The following is a 17,582-nucleotide window of genomic DNA, read 5'->3' on the forward strand; positions in this document are numbered from 1 at the left end:
CCTAAAGCGCCCTCATAAAAGCCACCAAGTCCTTCTTTTCCTGTTGCGTCAATTTTAGCCCTTGTATCAGGTTGAAGAATTCAACCGTATCCTCCAGCGTCAGCAGCCTCCCGTCATGGAGGTAGGGAGGGGAGTCCTTGATGCCTCTCAGGGGGAACGTCTTGATCGGGCCGTCGGCACTGGCCATGCGGCCGTTGATCAGGGTGGGCTTGTAAAAGCGCTCCGCCTTCAGGTTGTGCATCAGGTTGTCGGTGTAGTAGGGGGGAACATGGCAGACGGCGCATTTCGCCTTCCCGAAGAAGATCTCCTGGCCGCGCATTTCGGAGGGGGTGGCCTTCGACGGATCCAGCTTGCCGTAGATGTCCAGTTTGGGGGCAGGAGGAAAATCCAGGATCGATTGAAACTCGGCCATGAAGTGCACTTGACTGCCGCGTTCGAGGATGTTGACGCCCTTCTTGGTGGCGATGACCGGGTCTCCGTCGAAGTAAGCCGCCCTCTGTTCGAATTCGGTGAAATCTTCGACGCTTTTCAGCGCTCTCTGGGACCCGAACAACCTCTGTACATTCACTCCTCTCAGGGACGGTGTGTCGAGACGGTGGCGGAATTCCTGGGGGCGGATGTCACCCACCAGGTGGGTGGCTCCGTTCGAATGCCCGTTGACATGGCAGTCAAAGCACGTGACACCCCGGCTCGGCTTTTCGGACCTACGGTCCTCGGTCTGGTTGAACTGCTGCTGCGGAAACGGTGTGACAAGGAGCCTGAGCCCTTCCAGTTGTTTAGGATTGAGGATTCCGTTGAAAAGCTCGTAGTAGTTCATGATCGTGACCACCTTGCCCTTGGAGACATCCCCCAGGTCAGGTCGGGTGGTCAGGTAGATGGGGGGTGGGTACTCGGGCAGAAAATGATCGGGCAGATCATAGTCCAGATCGAACCGGGTCAGATCCCGCCCTTCCTGCTTCAGGATCTCATCTATGTGGAACTTGGGGAAAAGCATGCCCCCTTCCTTGTGATTCGGATGGGGCAGCGGGTAGAAGCCCTTCGGCCATAGTCCCTTTTCCTTGATTTCCCCCGGACTCATGCTCGCAAGCGCCTCCCAGGTTATCCCTTTCGGGAGCTTCACGCGAACGCCTTCTTGGACCGGTTCTCGCCCGCCTGACATCATCACACCCTCCGCGGGCCGGTTGGTCAGGTCGTAGCGTTCTTCCAGCAAGGCCTTCTGGCGCTTCATGATCTCTTCTTTGGCCTTGCTCATTCGCATCATGATTTTTGGCAAAGGTTCCATTATCACCACCGGTGAATAGCTGCTCGTCGTGGGACCGTCATCGGCGGCGTTGGCCTCGCCGACGGGGGCCAAGAGGAGAACCAGAGCGGCCAGCAGGCCCCATAGGGGCATAATCCATTGATCTCTCATGACCATTCTCCTTTCTTCCTTCGTGTGCTGTTTGACCCATCCGTTCCCCGGCGAACAGGGTGCGCCGGGGCATTACGGAAAAGAATAGGCGTCCATGGAAACTGTCAAAGAAAGTGCACCTGCTTCTTGGGACAATCACCGAGTAGACGCCAAGGGGGCCGGCGCCCCACGGAAGAAAGGATGAGCGTGCGTCACTGGAGTGTTTTCGCTTCGGAACGGGTCGTTTGCCCGGGGACTCCGTCCACAACGGCGACTGAAAAACGGAAGTTCCATATAATGCATTATGAAAACACGGGGCGCAGGGCAGGTCAAGAAGCAACCGCAGGATCTCACATTTTTATCGGGTCGCCGCGTTGGTGGTTTTTCCGGTGATTTGCCGGGGATTTTCCCTCCGGCCTGTCGGTATGAAGAGCTTGTGGAGGCGGGAGCGGCCCCGCGATCACCATGAGCCGCTCCCGAGAGCGGAGCGTACAGCCTGAGGCGCGTGAAAGCAGATGTTTTTGCCGGGGAGCGCCTCTTGAAGGGGTTGAGGGCGTCTTTTCGGGCCTCAGAAACGAATGATCTTGGGCTCCGAGGTAAACGAGTAGATCCGAGCCGTTGCGTCTTTCAGATAGAGCACCTGGGTGTTGTCATCTGTTGCGGAATACATGGACTTCAGCTGTGGATAGGCATCCAGCATGCTCTGCTTGGCCTCCACGCGCTCATCCTCGATGACGGTCGCCTCCACGCGGATCCATCGCTCGCCGTCCCAGGCGCATATCTCGATCTTCGGGTTCTTCGCCATCTGCTTGGAGACGTCTTTCTTTTTTCCCGTCTGGATGTAGAGTTTGCCCTCGAAAAGATGGATTGTCCCGAAAGGGCGCACTCGCGGTTGATCTCCGTCGACGGTGGCCAGGTAGTAGGTGCCGCACTTCTTGAGAAATTCGTAGACTTCCTGCATCGCTTCTCCTCCTCCTCCTCCTCCTTGTGGGTCCAAACTCGGAAGAATTTCACCTCAGTGTTTGAAGGCCCGCTGGCCGGTGAAAACCATGGTGACCCCGGCTTCGTTGCAGGCCTCGATCACTTCCCAGTCGCGCAGGGACCCTCCGGGCTGGACCACCGCGGTGATTCCCTGCCGGATGCCCACGTCCACGCCGTCCCGGAAGGGGAAGAAAGCGTCGGAGACCATGGTGGATCCCTTGAGACCTGCTTTGGCCTCACGGGTGGCGGCGTCGATGGCCTCCCGGTCTTCCCGCGGCCGCTCGCCCCGCTCCACGGCCAGCTCCAGATCCTTGTAGGAGATGCCGTACCTGTCGAAGCACAGGGCGTCTCCGTAGTTGCGGTAGGCCTTGTAGACGGCCAGTTCGGCCACGCCCACGCGATCCTGTTCGCCCGTGCCAATGGCCACCGTGCACTGGTCCTTGACGTACAGGACGGAGTTGGATGTCACTCCCTGTTCCACGTACCAGCCGAAGAGAAGATCTTCCATCTCCTTTTCCGTGGGCTCTCTTTGAATCCGGTAGGTCTTGCCGTCGTGGACGGCTTCCGCCAGCTTGAGGTCCTCCGGGCCTTTGACCCTGCACACGGCGGACTGCTGCACGATGAGGCCCCCGTCCATGAGCGACTTGAAATCCACGAACCTGAGATCCCGATACTCTTCCAGGCGGTCGATGCGGCGGATCTGGATGATGCGGAGGTTGGACCGCTTTTTCAGGATTTCCAGAGCCCCCTCTTCGAAGTCGGGCGCGGCCACCACTTCCAGGTAGTTTCGTGCCACCAGTTCCGCCGTCTCCTTGTCCATGGGGCGGTTCACCACCAGGCACCCACCGAAGGCGGCGATTCGATCGGCCCGGTTGGCCCGGTCATAGGCCCGGGCGAGGGATTCCCCGTGGGCCGCCCCGCAGGGGTTGTTGTGCTTGAGGATGACTGCGGCGGGCTTTTTCATGAGGTACTTGATGATGTTGAGGCCGTTGTCCAGGTCCGTCAGGTTGGTCTTGCCGGGGTGTTTTCCGGCCTGGAGCATGTCCTCTTCCGTGACGGCGCTCACCAGGCCGTTTCCGGGGTCGATGAACCGGCAGTCGCCCAGTTGCAGGTGTCCCCCCACCAGCTCGTAAAGGGCCGCTTCCTGCCCCGGATTTTCCCCATAGCGAAGTCCCTTCTCGATGACTTCCCCGGTCTTGTCGTCGGGGATCTTCCACGTCCGTTTCCTGTACACCAATTCCTGGTCGCCGAAACGGATCGAGAGGTTTTCCGGGAAGTGGTCGTCCATAACGGTGCGGTACATCTTTTTCAAGTCATCGGCCATGATGTTCCTCCTCGTCGCAGGGGCGAAATGAGGTCGCTTTCCGGGAAAAGGGCGCCGCACGTTCCATCGTCGCCGCATGTGGGCGCCCGCAACCTCCGGGCTTCTCCGGTTTGACAGGTCCTTTTGGGGTCCTTAGGTTATTTGAAAATAACCGAGCCTACAAGAGAGCACCTTTGCAGGCGATTGCCACGAACTTTCGCCCCCAGGAAAGAGAGAGACATCATGAAATTCAGGCTGTTTGGAATCATTGGGCTGTTGGCGGTACTGCTCGTTCCCATGATCGGTTCCGCCGCGACCGTCGAAGGCACCATACAGGGTTTTCAGTGCGTGACCCAAGGCAAGACCTGCCCGGTGGGCAAGGAGGATCCCGTAATCGCCGTGGAGCGGGTCTTCGTGGTCCTAGCGGACGGAGGATCGTATTTCTTTGTGTCGAATCTGGACCGAGCCGTTCTTTCCAGGTACGTGAATGAGATGGTCCGTGTGGAAGGGAATCTGCATGAAAAATACAATTCCATTACGGCGGAGAAACTGCATGTGCTGAGGGACGGCAAGTGGGAAACCCGATGGACAAGAGAGGCCCAGGAAGCGGCCTGGAAAGAGCTGCAGATGGGCATGTGAACCCGGTGCGGCGCCGGCAAAAGCCGGTCGCAGGTTCTGGGCAAAATCATTGATGTGCATCTGAGGCGCGGGGTTTCGGCTCTGCGCCTCGGTCATTTTCTTGGGCGGCAGGTTCAATCCCCCGCCATCGGCGGCGGCATGGGAGGAGGTTCCTGCTCGAACTGCCGGGTGTCCAGAAGGACCCGAGCTTCGCTGTCGCGCTCCAACCTCAGGGTCCGGCCCACAATGCGCAGGACCTCCAGGTCCTGGGGAGAGACCTGATCCAAGGCGGCGAACACATCGCTTATCTTGAAGAAGACCACCAGGTCGTTGGGATAGAGCAGGTTGATGTCCTCGACCAGGGTGTTGTGCCGAACGTCGTAAACGTAGACGATATGCTCTAGAAATTTCAGGATCTTGCCGATACCTGTGCTGCGGCCGTCGGCGGCGGGTTCATCGGCCCACGGCGAAAGGTGGACGCCTCGTCTCGCGAAATATTCCCGCAGGATCTGATAATGGATGTTCCAAAGATTCTCCCCGGGGCGTACCAGCCGAACGCCGTAATAGCTGGGAGCGGCCTCGGACCCGGGGGGAAGCGAGGTTCCGATGGATCGCTTGACGAAACGACCGACGGGACGCTCCTGCACGGAGTGGAGAATGGGTTCCGATTCCCCGTGACGGATCTCTTCAGGGGCACTGGGGCCGAGACGTTGTCGTATCTTGTCGATAGTCCATTGTTCGCCTTGGACCTGGAAGGGTTCCCGGGCCTGCACCACGTGGTCCACACTCTCATGAAGTCCGAAAGCCTCCTTGCGCTCTTCTTGCCCCAGGCCGGCGGAAACATGGGGGTAGGAACCGGCGGGGGGAGTCGAGGGAGTGGAGGATCGGGAGGAGTCGGCAACGGCTGACGCCTGTTCTTGTCCGGCGGAGATGGCGGCGGAAGGGGGCGACCCCGACGGTTCCGATGCTGCCCTTTCGGCTTGTCCTTCTTCCGGGACCGCGGCGCTTTGGGAGGGAGCCTCCTTGGGCGTGGAGATGGTGATTCCGGAAGAGCCGGGGCGGATCCAATACCAGTAGTAGCCGAGGCCGGCGATCAGAAGGAGGAGCAACAGGGCGATCCACAGGAGTTTCCGCCTGTTGTGAACGTGGTCTGGACGATTCTCCGGTCCTTGTCGCATGGAAGTCCTCCCAAGTCCTGTCTCACTTAGGATCTTCTTCGGGGGGTGCTTCGCGATGAATTTTCTGTCGGGCACCATCCCCGCGCGAAGGGGCGGCGGCTTTGTCGGACAACGGGTTCATGTCCCTTGCCTTGAGAGACCGACAAGCGTGTCGGATCTGCACCTTCTTAGGCTTGCGATCCGCCGCGAGTTCGAGAAAAGCCGCTGGAGACGAAAAGGCGTCCGCTCTCGTTTGACGGCGCAGCGCCCCGTGTGATACTCAGATCCAACCCTCCGGCGAGGGACGATTTTCACCTTTTCGATTCTCGTAGAAATATACAGTAGATAAAACAATATCCTTTTGGGAGCATGTTTGCAATGAAAGTTTGGAATCCTCAAGGGCGGGCCACTCTCGTGGGCAGTATGCCTCATAAGGACAGGCGGAAAGCCATTGATGTGATCCTGGAGCAGGTCCCGGAGATCCCCGTATGGCCCCAGCTGTCAGCCTATCCGGCCGAACAGATGATGGTGCAGTACCTGGAGGGCCTGCCGGGATTGCGATGGCACGAGGGGCGGGTCTGGCTTCAGACCGACGACGCCGACCTGGATTCGGAGGTTCTGGGTTTTTACGAAGAATATTTGGCCGTGGAGGCTGAGCCGTCCCTTCTTGGCGAGTCCCGTTTCGCCATGGGGGAGGAAACCGGGAGGACCTTCCGGGCCTTTCTGGAACGGGTCGCTCTCCGGACGGAGGACTGTGTCGCCGTCAAAGGACAGATCGTCGGACCTTTCACCCTCCTGACGGGCCTGACGGATCAGGACCGCAAGGCGCTCCTTTACGACGAGCGCATGAAGGACGTGGTGTTGAAGCATCTGGCCATGAAGGCCCGCTGGCAACTGACCCACCTTCAGACGCTGGGCAAGCCGGTGGTCCTTTTCCTCGATGAACCGGCCTTGGCGGGCTTTGGGACGTCCGCGTTCATCACGGTTTCAGCCGAAGATGTGGAAGAGATCTTGCGCCAGGTGGTGGAGCCCGTCCGGGCTGCGGGAGCCCTGGTGGGCATCCACGTGTGCGCCAACACCGACTGGGGCCTGGTGTATCGGGCCGGGGTGGACATCATCAACTTCGATGCCTACCAATATTTCGATCGTTTCGCCCTTTATCGCCGCGAGTTCAAGGAGTTTCTCCAGCGGGGAGGCATCGTGGCCTGGGGCATGGTTCCCACTCTGGATCCTTCCGCCATCGAGAAGGAGACCGCCGAGAGTCTGGCCGCGTGGTGGGCGGAGCAGGTACAGAGCCTATGCGATGAAGATCTGGACAGGGCGGCGATCCTTGCCCGGAGTCTCATTACCCCGAGCTGCGGGTGCGGAACCTTGAGCGAGCCTCAGGCGGAACGGGTGGCGTTCCTGACCCGGGCCCTGGCCGACCGGCTGAGGAAGAGCGTGTTCGAAAATTCGTAGCCTACATGGTGCGGTTTCTCATCGGCTTTTTCGATCGACGCGCGATCAGCGGGCGGGGATAAGCCCCGCCGCTTCCAAGAGATCAATGGGATTTTGTAGGGGCTGGCTTTATGCCCGCCCGTCAGACCTTGCCGGGAGTATGAAATCCCATCTGCCACGGAATGCCGGATTCCCGTTGCATACGGGACATCCGCCAACGTCCGACCGGCTCTTACCTCGCGCCCACCGCCATCCCGATGGCCCGCCACGTCGAGGAAAACGTTAGGGACGAATGATGTTGACCTGCCCCCGATATACCTGTACGCCTCAACGTCATGTGCTCGGAATCCCAGCGATTCCGTGCTCAGTCGGCATCTGGCGGGGGGCTTTAAGGCCCGTGGAAGCGGGCCGGTAAAGTGCTTGACAGAACCGGGACGGGTTCCCTATAAGGGCCCGCCGGGTTTCTCAACCCCGAGTGTGCCTCCAGGCGAAACGAGCGGGTAGGGATGGGCCCCGAGGCTCCCAATGGAGGGGTTGGGTCGAGTTGGCCTTTTTTACAAAAGAGGCTGTTGATCGGACGACGGGGTTTTGTTAATTTAACGGTGTCCTAGTTGCAAGCACATCGCTTTCGGGTGTATCCCAATATCCCAATAGTTGCAATCCATAGCCTCTTCAGCCCAAGGGTAGCGAGGTCTCAAAAGGCCGGCGCGTCCACGAGACGCACCCCCCTTTCGACCCCGGTGAGAGAAAGACGGGCCGAATCGTGTGTTGAACCAGCAAGAGGCTGTGATCTTTCCCGGAAGAGCATACGCCGTGGTGGCGCAGGATGTGGTGCGGGGTAGGTGGCCGGAAGGCTTTTGTGTGAGGAAAGGAAAGGGAGATGGATGTGGAATACAAGAATATAGACCCCAAGTTGATCGTGAACGAGATTCGTAACGGTCGTTCACTGGAGGCGGTCCAGAAGCTCTTCGGCCTCCGTTTCAAGAGCGAAGTTCAGGACTTGTACCTCAAGGGCCTGATGGAACTGGGAGAGATCCCCCAAGTGGGCTTCTCCGCCAAGCGGGAACCCGGTGTCGTCGAAAAGGAACCGGCTCCGACCCGCGTTCGACGCACTGTCACCCCCTCCCGGGCCCGGCAGGCTGAACCGGAGGTGGAATACAAGCAGCCTGCGCGACCGAAGCCTGTCGTGCGCCGCAGAAACAAGGTCTCCGCGCCCTCTCAGGCTCCGACGATCCTCATCAAGACCCCCAATCATCGGACCATCGGCCAGAGCGGGAGCATTACGCTGAACAAGGCTCTCCTGATCGATCAGCTGGGTTTTTCGGTGGGGGATTCCTTCGAAATCTACCGGGAAGACGATCGCATCATCTTGAAGAAGTTGGATGAGCCAAGCCCTTAAGCCGGGAGAGGGTCGTAGAGGAACTTCGACCCCCCTTCTCACCCCTTGGTTCCTTCTTGTTTCAGGTTGTTGAGAACGTGCCAGAACCGCCACAAGGCGGTGAGGTTCGTTCCAACGGCCAGGACCACCAGAACCACCACGAGGACCGCGTCCTGAGTGGATCGGCTGAAAGGCAGTTCCGTGAGCCGGTTGAAGAGGGGATTGGCCATGCCCCCGATGCCCAGCAGGATCACCCGTTCGCCGCGTTGCAGCAGCCCCACGAGGCATTTTTGCCCCAGTCCTTCGGCCCGGGCCCGGGTGTAGCTGACCATGAGGGACCCGAACAGGATGAGCAGGAAGAGCAGGGTCAAGGCGGGCCCCAAGTTCCCCTGTCGATAGAAGTAGAAATAGATGCCCAGGTAGATGAGCAGTTCGGCATAGCGGTCCAGCACGGAATCCAGAAAGGCTCCGTACTTCCTCGCCTGGCCCGTGGAGCGGGCCAGGCTCCCGTCCAGGGTATCCACGAGGCCGGCCAGAAGCGTGAAAACGCCTCCCCAGAAGGGGCGGAAGACAAAAGAGATTCCCGCCACGAGGCTGAGGAGCAGCCCCAGGAGCGACACGTGGTTGGGGCGGAGCCTCAGTTTCACCAGGACCGGGACCAGATATCTTTCCAGCAGGCGGTAATATTCCGTCTCGATGATCGTTCCTTTGAGCATCAGATTGTCCCCTCTCCTCGGATGTGAAGCGCCACTATACACCTTAGCGTTACCGTTGAACAACCTCTGAAGTTCACGGGGCCTTGTGCACAACGGGCCAGTGGCCCAGGAAGAAGCGGATGGGGACCTTCTGGCCCTCGCCCAGTGTTCCGCTTAGAGGGGGAATCAGGGCATAGGCGTTCTTGAGTCTTCTTCGGGAGAAGTGGCGGGTGGGTCGGTCCTTGCCGAAGGGCTGAAACCACAGAACGGTCTCTCGAAACGATGCGGTTCCGGTCACGGCCCTCAAGGCGGGCCCATCGTTCCGGACGGGGGCGAACAGCGTCGCGGTAACCCGTTCCGGGTGGCCTTCCGAGGACCGATGCCACGTCTGGAGGGCGGGAAGCACCAGCTCATGGAACATGATTTCCGCCGCCAGGGGGCCCCCGGGAAGGGCGAAATAGAGCGTAGAGGACGTGGCGGCACAGGCCGTACCATGACCCGGGCGGATACCGATTTCCGAAAAAAGGGGGCGCAGCCCCAGCCGGGCCCACGCCTGCAGCAGGAAGTCCCTGTCTCCTCGGCCGGCCCCGCCCGTGGTGATCACCAGATCGGCCTCGGCTCCTTTCAGGGCCGCTGCAATGCAGGCCGCATCGTCCGGCGCGGACCCGAGATGGATCGGTTCCGCGCCGGCCTGCCGGACCAAAGCGGCGATCAGGTGGCGGCTGTCACCGTAGCGGGATGCGGGCTCCAGGGGCGAGCCCGGCTCGCGGAGCTCATCGCCGGTTCCCAGAACGGCTACACGGCATTTGCGCACCACCGGGAGGGTGAAAAAGCCCGCCGCCAGGGCCAGTGAAAGTCGGGAGGGCGTGAGTCGGTCGCCGGCGTGCAGGATCACCTCGCCCGCCGTTATCTCTTCTCCGGGGACGGTGATCCACTGTCCTTGCCGGGCGGGGCCGTCCAGGAGAATCCGGTCCCCTTGGAGGCGCACGTCTTCCTGCGGAACGACGGCATCGGCCCCTTCGGGAAGAGGGGCTCCCGTGAGGATCCGCCGGCATGTTCCGGGAGTCAGGCGGTCTCCTGCCGGATGTCCGGCTGCCGAAGGGCGGCCCCTCACCGGCAGGGAAACGGGCCGCCCGGGCGACGCGCCGGCCGTCTCCCGGCTGAAAACGGCGTAGCCATCCATGAGGGATTGGGCGCATCGGGGGATGGAGAAGGGGGCCGTCACGCTCCGGGCCAAGATGCGGCCCAGGCAGGTTTCGGTGGGAACCCACTCCAGGGGCCCCCGGGGCATGAGGTCGCACACTCTTTGAGCGGCTTCGTGCAAGGAAACGTCCGCCATGGTTCAGGTTTCCTCTTCCAGGAGGATGCGCTGAAGGTCTTCCGGTGTGTTCACGTTCCAGAAACTTCTTCCTCGAGGGTCCAAGGGGCGCCATTGAGTTTCTTCGAGCGTTCGAACGCGCACCTTGCCGTAGAAGCTGATGATTTGGCGTTTGTCGTCTCGAATGCACCGGGCCACATGGGGCAGGCACCGCACGTGGTAAGCGGCGAGAAGGGGTTCATAATAGGGGCCCGTACGGGGAACGACCACATCCGCCTTGTCCTGGAGGGCCTCCCGGGCCAGCCTTTCAGCCAAGGCCGGTTCCAGGTAGGGCATGTCCGTTGCCTTGACCAGAACCCACGGATGGGGAGAGAAGAAAAGCGCAGTGTAGATACCTCCCAGCGGACCGCGCCGGGGGATGATATCGCGGACCAGGGCGGCGTCCACATCCAGCAGGCGGCTCAGGTCGTTGGCCACCACCAGGACCGGGTCGCAAAGAGCGCGTAGGCCCTGAACGCAGCGATCCACCATCCGGGTGCCGTGGAAAACCTCCAGCGCCTTGTCCCGGCCGAAGCGGCTGCTTTCGCCGCCGGCCAGAACCGCTCCCGTGATCACGCCTCATCCCCCATGGTGATGGTGACACGCACCTGGCGGGCCTTCTTCCATCCCCGAAGCTGGGAGAGCATTCCCACAACGCCGCCCGCCACGAAGTCCTGGACGAAGTCTTTCATGGGCAGTTTCTTGCCGTCCAGTTGGACCAGCACCCGGGGTCGCTTTCTGTCCTTGAGATAGCGCTCTTCCAGAAACGACGCCACATGGCTCACCTGATGGAAGCCGAAACGGGGAACCCGAAGATCCGGGGCATCGTCGGTGACCAGGGCGATCAGGTTGTCCTTTTCGTCGCACAGCGGCACATCGGCCAGTTCCGAGCGAAAGACCTCGATCTTGGGAAAGTGGGATCGCTTGTATCCCTCGGCGATCACAATGTCCTCGTCCCAGAAGTACCGGGATACCACCTCTTCCAGCGGCCATTCCCGGTCGATGGTGCGGATGGAGGCCACACGGGCGGGGGAGGCGATGGCGATGGTGCCGGCTCCCGCTTGGGCATGGCGCCAGGTGTCCTTGCCTTCCCGGTCCATGGTGAACCCGTGGACGTCGTGCTTGACGGTGCCCACCCGGTAGCCCCGGCGGGTCAGCTCGGGGATGAGCTTTTCCAGAAAGGTGGTTTTGCCCACGTTGGACTTTCCCACAAAACAGACGATGGGGACCATGGAAGACCTCCTGTGGATCCCCCGGCACTTTTTCGAGCACCGGCTTCAATAGGAAACGTAGATGGTTTTCAGTTCCGTAAAGGCTTCCACTCCGAAGCGGGATTTTTCCCGCCCGAGACCACTCTGCTTCATGCCTCCAAAAGGGGCTTCCGGCCGCGCCTGGTGGATGTCGTTGATCCAGACGCTTCCGGCCTGGATCCGGTGAGCCATGCGCAGCGCCCGGGACAGGTCGCCACAAAAGACATAGGCCGCCAGCCCGAAGGGGGTGTCGTTGGCCCCGTCCACGGCCTCCTGCTCATCGGAGAAGGGAAGCACCAACAAGACGGGTCCGAAGATCTCTTCCCGCAGAATGTCCATTCCGGGGCGCAGATCGGTCAGAACGGTGGGTGGGAAATAGAGCCCCGAGTCCTTCCCCGGGGGCGGCCCCCCGAGGGCGAGAGCGGCGCCCTGGGAAAGGGCCTTCTGCACCTGTTTTCGGACGCGATCGAAGATGTGCGGGTTGTTGAGGGGACCCAGATCGGTTTCCGGGTCCCGGGGATCTCCCGCCTTGAGCGTGGCCGCGGCGGAGGTAAGTTTCTCAAGGACGGCATCCCAAATTTCCCGGGCCACGTAGAGTCGTGTGATTCGATAGCAGTATTGGCCCGAGTTCTTGAAGGCCTGGGAGAGGATGGATGGCAGGAGCCGCACCCAGTCCGCGTCCCGGCAGAGGATGGCCGGGCAATGGCCGCCCAGCTCCAGGATCAGCCTTTTGACACCATCGGCCGCCAGCTTCTGAATGAATTTGCCCACCTCGGTGCTTCCCGTGAAGGTGACCAGGGCCACCTTGGGGTGGGCCGCCAGGGCCCTGCCCGTCTCGGGGCCCGGTCCCGTGACCACCTGGAAGACTCCCGGCGGAAGGCCCGCCTCCTCGGCCAGGCGCGCCAGTTCCAGGGTGGCCAGGGGTGTGTGCTCATCGGGCTTGGCCACCACGGCGCACCCGACGGCCAGGGCCGGGGTCGCTTTGGTCACCAGGGTGCTGATGGGGTAGTTGAAGGGCGTGATGGCCGCCACCACCCCGACGGGTTCCCGAAAGACAAGGGTCTGGCTGCCCGGCTGTCCGGTGAGGGGCAGATGCCCTGTCAGTCGGCGGGCTTCCTCGGCGAAGTAGTGGATGAGTTGGACGGCGTTTTCCACCTCCGCCCGCGCGGCGTGCAAGGGTTTTCCCGTTTCGCGGCAGTTCAGCAGGGACAGCTGGTCCAGCCGGCTGGAGACGGCTCGGGCCCATTCCAGGAGCAGGGAGGTCCGGTGCTCCACCGGGGCATCCGCCCAGGACGGCTGGGCCCGGAGCGCTCCGGCAACCGCTTTGTCCACCACCTGGTCGTTGCACAAGGGCACCCGCGCGATGACCTGGCCGGTGGCGGGATCGAGCACCGGAGTCCATTGCCCTGTGCGAACTTCACGGCCGCCGAGACGGCAGCCCACATCAAGAATATCTGTTTCCAGCTTGTTCAATGTCCCATCCCCTGTCCGACTCCGAATGCAAGACGCAAAACTATGGCACAGGGCCCATGGGCTGTCAATGAAGGGGCAGGGCCGTCGTTGACGGCCCAACGGGCCTGTGATTATATGCTCGGGCGGGAGGAGAAAAGAACGGTGATACCCTATCCCCAGATCGACCCGGAGATCGTGGCCGTCGGCCCCCTTCGCATCCGCTGGTACGGGCTCATGTACGTGCTGGGATTCCTGGCGGCGTACGTGCTCGTACCCCGGCAGCCCAAGGCCCGTCGGATCGGCTTATCCCGGGAGGTCGTCCCGGACCTGATCTTCTTCCTTGCCGTGGGACTGGTGGCGGGAGCACGCCTCGGCTACCTTCTCTTCTATCAGGCGCACAACTGGGCCTTTTACCTGGAGCATCCGCTGGAGATCATCGCCACCTGGCACGGGGGGATGTCCTTCCACGGCGGCCTTGTGGGAACGGTTCTGGCGGGCTGGATCTTTTGTCGGCGAAGGGGCCTGCTGTTTTCGGCCGTGGCGGATTGCGTCGTCGTGACGGCTCCCATCGGGCTGGGCTTGGGCCGGATTGGAAACTTCATCAACGGGGAACTCTTCGGCCGGCCCACGCAGGTTCCCTGGGCCATGGTGTTTCCCGGAGGAGGGGCTGTTCCCCGACACCCCTCCCAGCTCTATGAAGCTCTTTTTGAGGGACTGGTCCTTTTCGTGATACTTTGGGTCTTGTCCCGAAAAGACCGGTGGGACGGTTTTCTGGTTGCTGCCTTTCTTTTCTTTTACGGGCTCTTCCGGTTCTTCCTGGAGTACTTCCGGGAGCCGGACCCGCAGCTGGGCTATGTGCTGGCAACCCTGACCATGGGCCAGCTGTTGTGCCTGGGGATGATGGCGATTGCCGCAGGCCTGTACGCTTACGGAACCCGAAGGTATGCGGTGGAGTGAGACATGATGGAAGGTGTGGTGAGCGGTGTGGAAGGCGGGACGTCCGCTGCCTGGCAGGAGTTGTTCCAGGACAAGGTGACGGATACCCGGAGGGCCTTTCGAGAACTGAGGCGCGGCCAGCGCATCTTCATCGGGTCGGGCTGTGGAGAGCCCCAGTACCTGGTGCGTGCCCTGGAAGAGCACCTGCCCAAGCTGGCGGACCTGGAGATCCTCCATATTCTCAGTCTGGGCAAGCACACCTTCCTGGAAGAGAGTTACCACGACAAGTGCCGTTTGAAGTCCTTCTTCGTGGCCGCGGCGTCCCGGGAGGCCGTGGCCGAAGGGCGTGCCGACTACACCCCGGTGAATCTGGTGGATGTGCCCAAGCTGTTTCGAAGCGGCGTGCTGCCCATCGACGTGGCCCTCATCCAGGTGTCCGAGCCGGACCAGCACGGTTTTTGCTCCCTGGGCATCTCCGTGGATATCGTGAAGGCGGCGGCGGAAAGCGCCCGATTCGTGATCGCCCAGATCAATGGGCGCATGCCCCGGACCCTGGGAGACTCCTTCATCCATGTCAGCGATCTGGACGCCCTCATCCCGTGGGACGAGCCTCTCCTGGAGATGCCTCCTCCGCCCATCAACGACGTGGCCAAAGCCATCGGGGCCCAGGTGGCCAAGCTCATCGAGGACGGTTCCACCCTGCGCGTGGGCGTGGGATCCGTGCCCAGCGCCGTGCTCTACGCCCTGGAAGACAAGAAGGACCTGGGGGTTCACACGGACATGCTCACCGATCCCTACGTGGATTTGGTGGAGAAGGGGGTTATCACCAACGCCCGAAAAACCCTGCACCCGGGCAAGATCATCGCCAGCTTTTGCCTCGGAACCAAGAAGCTCTACGATTTTGTCCACAACAACCCCATGGTGGCCTTTCATCCCGTGGAGTACACCAACAACTACCTGGTCATCTCCCAGAACGAAAAGATGGTCACGCTCAACTCGGCCCTGGAAGTGGATCTGACCGGACAGGTGTGCTCCGATTCCGTGGGATACCAGATCTACAGCGGCGTGGGCGGATCGGTGGACTTTCTGCGCGGGGCCAGAAATTCCCGGGGCGGTAAGGCCATCGTGGTGCTCCCGTCCACCACCCTGGACGGGCAGTCGCGCATCGTACCCGAATTGACGGAGGGCGGCGGGGTGGTCACCACCCGCGGCGGGGTGCAATACGTGGTGACCGAATACGGCATCGCCCAGCTCCAAGGCCGCAGCCTTCGGGAGAGGGCCCTGGCGCTGATCGGCATCGCCCATCCCGACTTCAGGGAGGACCTTACCCGGCACGCCTACCGGATGAAGGTGTTGCGCCGGGAGCTGTTCGCCATCAGCTCGGCCCGGGCCATCTATCCGGAGAATCTGGAGGTCTCCCAGGTGTTCGACGAAGAGACCCGCGTCTTCTTCCGGCCCGCCAAACCCACGGACGAGCGCCTCATTCGAGAATTCTTCTATTCGCTACCCAAGGACGAATCCTACATCCGCTTCCTCTCCACCATGAAGGTCTATCCCCAGGTGGATGTGAACAAGCTGATCAACATCGACTACGAGAAGGAGATGACCCTGGTGGGGCTGGTGGGGGACATGGAGGCGGAGCGGGTGGTGGCGGTGGGCCGTTACGTGGTGGACGAGGAGACCCTCATCGCCGAGGTGGACTTCGCCGTCCATCCCGACTACGGGCGCAAGGGCATCGCCTCCTTCATGATCCAGTATCTTTCGGAGATCGCCAAAAAGAGCGGGGTGCGTCAGTTCAGGGCCTACATCAGCGCCGGGAACGAGCGCGTTTTCGGTGTGTTTCAGAAGCTGGGCTATTTCATGGAGAGCTCCTTCATGGAAGGCCTTTACGAAATTCGGGTGCACTTCGACCGAACGGCCGATGCCTGTCTGACGGAAAGGCCTGAGTGATGGAAATGGAAGGGGCGTCGGGATCCCGAAGGGGGGGACCCGGTGCGGATCTGGCGGAGCAGGTGAGAGCGCTGAGGGCTTGCGTTGAAAGGCTTCAAAAGGAGGTGGATTTCTTAAAGGCGTCTCAGAGGCGGTGGGTCCACCCCGTGGAGAGCGCCCTCTGGCAGCGCGGCCTTCCCATCATCGGCCATGGGGATCACTCGCAGGTGCTTTTGCCCGCCAACGCGCCGGAAGACCACGTGGAGATCTTCTATGCACTGATGCGCCGCTATTCCTTTCGCCTCTTTCTGCGCGACCTGATTCATACCCCCAAGGCGGCCGGGACGGACCATCTCACCCGCTACTGCGCTCCGCGCACCGTCCGCCGTTACCTCAAGATCCTTTCGGACCTGAACCTGGTGCGTATCCGGCGGAGCGGTGCTTACGAACTGCTGAGCCCCCGGGTGACGAGCTTCGGCCCCACGCTGGAGTGGTACGTGTGGCAGCTCTTCCAAAGGGAATTCCTCGCCCCGGCCCTCTTCGACGTGCGGCTCAACCGAACCCGGCACGGCGGAGACTATGATGTCATCGCGCTGCTCAACGGCCGTCTCGTCTACGTGGAGGTCAAGTCGTCGCCCCCGCGGGGAGTGGAAATGCCGGCGGTTCGGGCTTTCCTGAACCGGCTCGATGACCTGCAGCCCCATGTGGCCGTCTTTCTGGTGGACACGGAACTTCGCATGCGGGATAAGATCGTTCCACTGTTCGGGAAAGCCCTTGGGTTCGAGGAACAGCCGGAAGAGGGCCGGCCCGTCGAGCGTTTGGTCAGGGAAATCTTCCATATCGGCCATGCCGTGTATCTCATCAACAGCCAGAAGGGCATCTACAGCAATCTTCGCACGTGCCTGAGGGATTCGTTCCGATGCCGCCTTCCGGCGGCCGGCGAAAACAGATGATGGCGACCGGTGGTGAATACAGACGAGACAGGAGAGAAGGGATCCGATGAAACTCAGAGATCGACTCTACGCATATCCCTGGGAAAGCATGACCGAAAACAATTGCAACGCTTACCTGATCGACGGCCCCGTCCGCACCCTGATCGATCCGGGGCACGCCCACGCCCTGCATCACCTGGAGGCCAAAATGGCCCAGGACGGCTTCACCTTCGAAGACGTGCACCTGGCCCTGGCCACCCATCCCCATCCGGATCACTGCGAGGGGCTTTTGGCACTCCGGGACCTGGGGGTCAAGACGGCCATGCACGTGGACGCGGACTCCTTCATCCGCAGCTTCAATGACCAGTGGCGGCAGATGACCGGTCAGGAGATGCCCGAATTCCAGATGGACTTTTACCTCAAGGAGGGCACCCTGGAGCTGGGTACGGAAAGCCTCCAGGTGCTGGAAACACCCGGTCATGCGCCGGGGTCCGTGTGCCTGCTCTGGGAAGGGCAAGGGGTGCTCTTTTCCGGTGACGTGGTTTTCGCCCAAAGCGTGGGCCGGGTGGACCTGCCGGGCGGCGACGCGGCCCAGCTGATCGAAAGCCTGGAAAAGCTCATGGGGCTGGACGTGGAGCTGCTCTGTCCCGGGCACGGGCCGTGGATCGAAGGGCGGGGAGCGGTGAAGGAGAACTTCTACATCATCCGACAGTACATCTTCGGGACGGGCCGCTGAGAACCGGGGCACTCGCTTCCCCGACCTTCGG

At 61.5% G+C, this 17,582-nt stretch carries 16 protein-coding genes; 7 read left to right on the forward strand and 9 right to left on the reverse strand.

Annotation, left to right across the window (positions count from 1 at the left end; all coding sequences use genetic code 11):
• Window position 1: 1 nt before the first annotated feature.
• The 3 genes from BUB04_RS04055 to BUB04_RS04065 all read right to left on the reverse strand — a co-directional run bounded on the left by BUB04_RS04055 (window position 2) and on the right by BUB04_RS04065 (window position 3,695).
• Window positions 2-1,411, reverse strand: coding sequence for a cytochrome B6 (locus BUB04_RS04055; RefSeq protein ID WP_073037387.1), 1,410 nt, complete (start codon window positions 1,409-1,411; stop codon window positions 2-4).
• 547 nt (window positions 1,412-1,958) lie between these two features.
• Complete coding sequence (locus BUB04_RS04060) at window positions 1,959-2,351, reverse strand: pyridoxamine 5'-phosphate oxidase family protein (RefSeq protein ID WP_073037206.1); 393 nt, start codon at window positions 2,349-2,351, stop codon at window positions 1,959-1,961.
• Window positions 2,352-2,405: 54 nt separating this feature from the next.
• Window positions 2,406-3,695: an IMP cyclohydrolase gene (locus tag BUB04_RS04065; protein WP_073037208.1), complete on the reverse strand. Its 1,290-nt coding sequence runs from the start codon at window positions 3,693-3,695 to the stop codon at window positions 2,406-2,408.
• Window positions 3,696-3,917: 222 nt separating this feature from the next.
• Between BUB04_RS04065 and BUB04_RS04070 the strand changes: the two genes are divergently transcribed.
• Window positions 3,918-4,313 carry a hypothetical protein gene (locus BUB04_RS04070; protein WP_073037210.1) on the forward strand — a complete coding sequence of 132 codons (396 nt, stop codon included), beginning with the start codon at window positions 3,918-3,920 and terminating at the stop codon, window positions 4,311-4,313.
• Window positions 4,314-4,426: 113 nt separating this feature from the next.
• On the opposite strand, the gene BUB04_RS04075 is transcribed toward BUB04_RS04070, so the two are convergent.
• Window positions 4,427-5,470: a hypothetical protein gene (locus BUB04_RS04075; protein WP_073037212.1), complete on the reverse strand. Its 1,044-nt coding sequence runs from the start codon at window positions 5,468-5,470 to the stop codon at window positions 4,427-4,429.
• Between the two features lie 357 nt (window positions 5,471-5,827).
• Here BUB04_RS04075 and BUB04_RS04080 point away from each other — a divergent pair, with 357 nt between their 5' ends.
• Window positions 5,828-6,907, forward strand: coding sequence for a uroporphyrinogen decarboxylase/cobalamine-independent methonine synthase family protein (locus tag BUB04_RS04080; protein ID WP_073037213.1), 1,080 nt, complete (start codon window positions 5,828-5,830; stop codon window positions 6,905-6,907).
• Window positions 6,908-7,766: 859 nt separating this feature from the next.
• The gene (locus BUB04_RS04085; protein ID WP_073037215.1) at window positions 7,767-8,285 is read left to right on the forward strand and encodes an AbrB/MazE/SpoVT family DNA-binding domain-containing protein; all 519 of its coding nucleotides are present in this window, start codon (window positions 7,767-7,769) and stop codon (window positions 8,283-8,285) included.
• Between the two features lie 38 nt (window positions 8,286-8,323).
• Here BUB04_RS04085 and BUB04_RS04090 read toward each other — a convergent pair whose 3' ends face one another.
• The 5 genes from BUB04_RS04090 to BUB04_RS04110 all read right to left on the reverse strand — a co-directional run bounded on the left by BUB04_RS04090 (window position 8,324) and on the right by BUB04_RS04110 (window position 13,039).
• Window positions 8,324-8,980: a CDP-alcohol phosphatidyltransferase family protein gene (locus BUB04_RS04090; protein WP_073037217.1), complete on the reverse strand. Its 657-nt coding sequence runs from the start codon at window positions 8,978-8,980 to the stop codon at window positions 8,324-8,326.
• 73 nt (window positions 8,981-9,053) lie between these two features.
• Window positions 9,054-10,298, reverse strand: a complete 1,245-nt coding sequence (locus BUB04_RS04095) for a molybdopterin molybdotransferase MoeA (RefSeq protein ID WP_073037219.1) — start codon at window positions 10,296-10,298, stop codon at window positions 9,054-9,056.
• A 3-nt stretch (window positions 10,299-10,301) separates the two neighbouring features.
• Window positions 10,302-10,892 (reverse strand): molybdenum cofactor guanylyltransferase, encoded by a 591-nt coding sequence (mobA, locus tag BUB04_RS04100; RefSeq protein WP_073037221.1) that lies wholly within the window; start codon window positions 10,890-10,892, stop codon window positions 10,302-10,304.
• Window positions 10,889-11,548, reverse strand: coding sequence for a molybdopterin-guanine dinucleotide biosynthesis protein B (gene mobB, locus BUB04_RS04105; RefSeq protein WP_073037223.1), 660 nt, complete (start codon window positions 11,546-11,548; stop codon window positions 10,889-10,891). Before mobB ends, mobA begins: the two co-directional genes overlap by 4 nt.
• A gap of 45 nt (window positions 11,549-11,593) precedes the next feature.
• On the reverse strand, window positions 11,594-13,039 hold the full coding sequence (locus BUB04_RS04110; RefSeq protein WP_178371896.1) for an aldehyde dehydrogenase family protein: 1,446 nt from the start codon (window positions 13,037-13,039) through the stop codon (window positions 11,594-11,596).
• A 141-nt stretch (window positions 13,040-13,180) separates the two neighbouring features.
• Here BUB04_RS04110 and lgt point away from each other — a divergent pair, with 141 nt between their 5' ends.
• From lgt to BUB04_RS04130, 4 genes are read left to right on the forward strand one after another with little or no spacing between them, the layout of a single operon-like run.
• On the forward strand, window positions 13,181-13,975 hold the full coding sequence (gene lgt / locus BUB04_RS04115) for a prolipoprotein diacylglyceryl transferase (protein WP_143156343.1): 795 nt from the start codon (window positions 13,181-13,183) through the stop codon (window positions 13,973-13,975).
• A gap of 3 nt (window positions 13,976-13,978) precedes the next feature.
• A complete protein-coding gene (locus BUB04_RS04120) occupies window positions 13,979-15,904 on the forward strand; it encodes a GNAT family N-acetyltransferase (RefSeq protein ID WP_084076135.1) in 1,926 nt (641 codons plus the stop codon).
• Window positions 15,901-16,836 (forward strand): hypothetical protein, encoded by a 936-nt coding sequence (locus BUB04_RS04125; RefSeq protein WP_143156344.1) that lies wholly within the window; start codon window positions 15,901-15,903, stop codon window positions 16,834-16,836. Before BUB04_RS04120 ends, BUB04_RS04125 begins: the two co-directional genes overlap by 4 nt.
• 46 nt (window positions 16,837-16,882) lie before the next feature.
• Window positions 16,883-17,551, forward strand: coding sequence for an MBL fold metallo-hydrolase (locus BUB04_RS04130; protein WP_073037227.1), 669 nt, complete (start codon window positions 16,883-16,885; stop codon window positions 17,549-17,551).
• Window positions 17,552-17,582 lie beyond the last annotated feature (31 nt).

The organism is Desulfacinum infernum DSM 9756 (assembly GCF_900129305.1).
In the GTDB taxonomy this organism is placed as follows: Bacteria; Desulfobacterota; Syntrophobacteria; order Syntrophobacterales; family DSM-9756; genus Desulfacinum; species Desulfacinum infernum.

Bases quoted from the DNA above. Each gene is read 5' to 3' on its own strand.
- BUB04_RS04055 (WP_073037387.1), bottom strand. From the start codon at position 1,411: ATGAGAGATCAATGGATTATGCCCCTATGGGGCCTGCTGGCCGCTCTG.
- BUB04_RS04060 (WP_073037206.1), bottom strand. From the start codon at position 2,351: ATGCAGGAAGTCTACGAATTTCTCAAGAAGTGCGGCACCTACTACCTG.
- BUB04_RS04065 (WP_073037208.1), bottom strand. From the start codon at position 3,695: ATGGCCGATGACTTGAAAAAGATGTACCGCACCGTTATGGACGACCAC.
- BUB04_RS04070 (WP_073037210.1), top strand. From the start codon at position 3,918: ATGAAATTCAGGCTGTTTGGAATCATTGGGCTGTTGGCGGTACTGCTC.
- BUB04_RS04075 (WP_073037212.1), bottom strand. From the start codon at position 5,470: ATGCGACAAGGACCGGAGAATCGTCCAGACCACGTTCACAACAGGCGG.
- BUB04_RS04080 (WP_073037213.1), top strand. From the start codon at position 5,828: ATGAAAGTTTGGAATCCTCAAGGGCGGGCCACTCTCGTGGGCAGTATG.
- BUB04_RS04085 (WP_073037215.1), top strand. From the start codon at position 7,767: ATGGATGTGGAATACAAGAATATAGACCCCAAGTTGATCGTGAACGAG.
- BUB04_RS04090 (WP_073037217.1), bottom strand. From the start codon at position 8,980: ATGCTCAAAGGAACGATCATCGAGACGGAATATTACCGCCTGCTGGAA.
- BUB04_RS04095 (WP_073037219.1), bottom strand. From the start codon at position 10,298: ATGGCGGACGTTTCCTTGCACGAAGCCGCTCAAAGAGTGTGCGACCTC.
- mobB (WP_073037223.1), bottom strand. From the start codon at position 11,548: ATGGTCCCCATCGTCTGTTTTGTGGGAAAGTCCAACGTGGGCAAAACC.
- BUB04_RS04120 (WP_084076135.1), top strand. From the start codon at position 13,979: ATGATGGAAGGTGTGGTGAGCGGTGTGGAAGGCGGGACGTCCGCTGCC.
- BUB04_RS04130 (WP_073037227.1), top strand. From the start codon at position 16,883: ATGAAACTCAGAGATCGACTCTACGCATATCCCTGGGAAAGCATGACC.